The organism is Paraburkholderia sp. RL17-373-BIF-A, assembly GCF_046030175.1.
In the GTDB taxonomy this organism is placed as follows: domain Bacteria; phylum Pseudomonadota; class Gammaproteobacteria; order Burkholderiales; family Burkholderiaceae; genus Paraburkholderia.
The window spans coordinates 1-3,802 of record NZ_JARESO010000165.1 but is presented as its reverse complement, the minus strand read 5'-3'; the positions used below and the strand labels follow the sequence as shown (position 1 = coordinate 3,802).

Sequence of the window (3,802 nt, the reverse complement as noted above, 5' to 3'; positions counted from 1 at the left end):
CTCTTTCCTCTCAGCTTCGGTTAGTCTAATGCGCATCGAAAGATCTCTCGCCTCGATGACCACAGTCCTATCCCTAAGTTTCACCTTAAATCCCCGATCCTTGACAGCGCAGATAAAGGCATCCGCTACATACAACGCACGCGGCCTCAGCTCCTTGGACACGATGATGCGCAAATGGTCATACCCAGGATCAATGCAATGCGATGGGCTTGTGTGCACAAAGACAAGCTGGGGCACCCCTGACGAACGCCAGCCGGGACGCTTGCGTGCCTCCAACTGCTTATCCGCGTCAGCAAGATATTTCGCTACCGCTTTCACAAACGGATCGCGAAAACCACCATCGGTAGCGACCACAATTTGGTTATCCGGATTGGATTCTTCGAGCTCGACATTACGGCAAGCGACTCCCTGACCATGTTGAGGAAAAGGCCGGATGCCTATTTCAGGACCGATATATTCGAACACCGACGGCCCCGTGAAGGGGGGCAACGCGGCGCGTTCTGGCTTCGTCTTCCCCAGTCGAAGAGCCGACCAATAGCCCCCTGGCGGCGTCGGCACACCAAGCTCCTTGCAGATTTTTCGCAAGGTATGATCGGCTAATCCATGCCGCTTCGAGACTGTGCTGACCGGATCGGTCCAAATCTCGTCGTATAACTTCTCCCGCTCAAACGTTGCCGACCCTGCCATTGGCTCCCCCGTAACGGTATGGAATACTCCAGACCCATCGACACCGTCTTCATCAGCGCCCTCTGGAGAAAGGGTCGCGAACCAGAATAATATCTCCAACTTGCGCGCAGGCGTGCGCACCTTGCGAGTTTCGCCCCGTTGTTCGCGTGCATCATTACCGTGGTCGCCTAAACTGGATGAATGATTCTGGGAGCCACAGATGACCGCAGACGACGTGATAGCGGTTTTCGAACGATTGAACGTCGAGGGCCGAGGAGACGTATCGATTGACTACGCATGCGCCGGCTTCGCTGGCTGGCTCGCGCAGAACTGGGAGAGATTCGGGGGAGATGACTTGGCCGTGCTGACGTCGGTCGGTGCTACGTTGTGGCGGGAGGGGTTCGAGCAGAGGCGGAAATGAAAAGCCGACGGGCGCCCTGTCAGTAGTGACTTGGCATCCACGCATCCCAATCAGGGAAAAGTTGCGGCGGGGTAAAAAACAATGTCTTTTGCTGCACCTGGGGAGAAGCGATACGGTATGCACCTCCACTTCGGTGTTCATGGTGCGCCCATACTATTCCCGCGAGAATATCGGCGAACTGAAGCGGCAGGGAGTCCCTGCTCTCCCACGGTGTCGTTTGCAAGAATGTGTCTGCGCCGACAGCCGCCAACTCAGTGCAGAGATAGTCATGCATGGCATGCTTCAGTTCGACCTTGATCGTGCGCGAGTCCGGAATGAAGCAGACCGCTCGCTCGGCGGCCATGATCTGCAGAAGAAGAAGCTTCACCATGTAGTTGTACAAGCCGTTGGCGTGCCGCCTGAACCCAGCCTGAACGTTTTCTTTCCGCACGGTAATGGTAGCGAAGCTTACTTCGAGGTTTTCTTTGCTAGCTCGCACTAATTCGCGGGAGAAATGCTCGCGCTCTGCGGCCGACAATGAAACAGACTTTAGTTCGCTGGAGATCGGTCGATTACGGCGCTTGTAGAGACCGCGGACTATTCGAGCCAATATTGCGTCTTTGCCTTCTGGGACAATGGCGGCTGCCAAGGTGAAGTACCGGCTCGATCCACCGTGCCCGTACGGCTCATCGAGCTTCCATCCCAAGCACCCGCTCTCGTCCAAATATATTGTTTTGCTCATATGAAAATAGCCTCCACGACGGGAGGCTATTGAGAATGGTGCGGTACCCGGTCCTGACGTACTTACAAGTACGCTTACGATTGCCGGCGTTGATTTGTCGCAGGTTGGTCCGGGCGGGGACTATTTAAACCGCAACGCCGCTACAAGCAAATTATGGGGTCTACAACCACCGTTTGCAAGACAAACTTGCGCCTGAGTATTCTACGCTAAGCCGTTGATTAGATGGAAGATGCCAAGGTTTAACCGATATATTTCGCTCGGTGCTCAGCCGCAGGGATCTAATAGCGCCGGATCGCCTTGTTCAGAGCGCCGGTATTCCGGACAGGGTTTGTGCCCCTTTGTTCTTGTCCAGTTGGCCCCAAGACTGCGTCATCTTGTGCGGACTGAGGTGTGATGGGCCCGAAATCAGGCAAACTCACAGTGACGCGTTCTCGCAACACCAGAATCGCACCCGTACACCCTCAGGAGACAGCTTTTTGGGGTACTGTTGGGGGTACAAATCACGACAAACGCCGCAAAGCCTGAGCTTCCCCTGAAATTTCGCCTTCCAACCGGTCGTGTATAAACTCGACGGAAAGGAAGGGGATCAGGGATGTTTTAAGTACCGAAACAAGCGTATACGGCGGAGTTCAAGGTGGCTGCCGTCCAGCGAGTGAAGGAAGGCCAAGGCTTCGCCGTAGTGGCCCGGGAACTGGGCATGTCGGAGCAGACGCTTCGCAACTGGGTGAAGGCCGAGGCGTCGGGCAAACTGAGTGGAGCCGGAGCGAAGCCAAACACGCCGGAGCAGATGGAACTGTCGCGTCTGCGAGCGGAGAACAAGCGCCTGCAAATGGAGCTTGAGATCGCAAAAAAAGCGGCAGCATACTTCGCGAAGGACCTGCTGTGAGGTATGCCTGGATCGACCGGCAGGTCGGGCAATATCCGCTGTCCTCGCTGTGCTGGGTGTTGTCGGTCAGTGTGAACGGTTATCGTGCGTGGAAGCGCGGCGGCAAGCCGGGACGAACGCGACTGACGGACACGCAATTGCTGACGCTGATTCGGACGGTGCACGCTGAAGTCAAGGGGGCCTACGGTTCGCCGCGTATGACCGAGGAAATCCGTGATCGCGGCTTTCCGGTCAACAAGGAACGCGTGGAACGGCTGATGCGCGAGAACGGCATCCGGGCCCGGCACAAGCGGCACTATCGGGTACAACCGACTCGAAGCACAAGCTGCCGGTCGCGCCGAATCTGTTGAATCGCGAGTTCACGCCTACGGAGCCGAACCAAATGTTCAGCTCGGACATCACGTACATCTGGACCGACGAGGGCTGGCTGTACCTGGCAGTGGTGCTCGACCTGTTCAACCGGGAAGTGGTGGGCTGGTCGATCAAGCCGCGCATGACGGCGGATCTCGTGACGGACGCACTGACGATGGCCTGGTTCCGGCGCCGCCCCACGCCTGGCGCGCTGTGTCATTCGGATAGAGGCAGCCAGTACGCGAGTCACGAATTCCAGGGCAAGCTGGCCGCTTACGGCATGCGCTGCTCGATGAGTCGCAAAGGAAATTGCTGGGACAATGCGCCAACGGAAAGCTTCTTTAACAGCTTGAAAAACGAACGCGTTCACGCCACGCGCTACCGCACGCATCAGGGCGCGAAGGCCGATCTGTTCGAATACATTGAAGTGTTTTACAACCGCAGTCGTCGTCATTCGTCGCTCGGCTTCGTTTCTCCGGAGCGGTTCCTTCGGAACTGGATCCAAGCTCAGCAGGCCAAGGATGCCGCTGCATAACTCCGGACCGATGGAAGGCGAAAAACTGAGGGAAGCTCACTCCCTGGTTCGGCCCTTCGCGCGCGCGCCACTGGCTGACATGTCGCTCAAACGTGCGCCGCATGCTGTCCGGAAAGCGCTCGGGATGGTCCTCCTGCAATTTGCGCAGCAGGGTGATCGCCTTCAGCTTTGGCGCAGCGCGCAGCAATGGGACCACTTCGCTCTCCCAGACATCGGCGTGTG

General features: G+C 57.2%; 1 protein-coding gene and 3 pseudogenes. 1 reads left to right on the top strand and 3 read right to left on the bottom strand.

Features of this window, described 5'->3' with window-relative positions:
- A pseudogene (locus P0D80_RS48955) lies at window positions 1–807 on the bottom strand (hypothetical protein); the annotation flags it as partial.
- 299 nt (window positions 808–1,106) lie between these two features.
- A complete protein-coding gene (locus P0D80_RS48950; protein WP_408295656.1) occupies window positions 1,107–1,808 on the bottom strand; it encodes a DUF3800 domain-containing protein in 702 nt (233 codons plus the stop codon).
- A gap of 634 nt (window positions 1,809–2,442) precedes the next feature.
- On the opposite strand from P0D80_RS48950, the pseudogene P0D80_RS48945 reads away from it, so the two are divergent.
- A pseudogene (locus P0D80_RS48945) lies at window positions 2,443–3,580 on the top strand (IS3 family transposase).
- A 118-nt stretch (window positions 3,581–3,698) separates the two neighbouring features.
- Here P0D80_RS48945 and P0D80_RS52075 read toward each other — a convergent pair.
- Window positions 3,699–3,776, bottom strand: a pseudogene (locus P0D80_RS52075) (hypothetical protein); the annotation flags it as partial.
- Window positions 3,777–3,802: the final 26 nt, after the last annotated feature.

Bases quoted from the DNA above. Each gene is read 5' to 3' on its own strand.
- P0D80_RS48950 (WP_408295656.1), bottom strand. From the start codon at position 1,808: ATGAGCAAAACAATATATTTGGACGAGAGCGGGTGCTTGGGATGGAAG.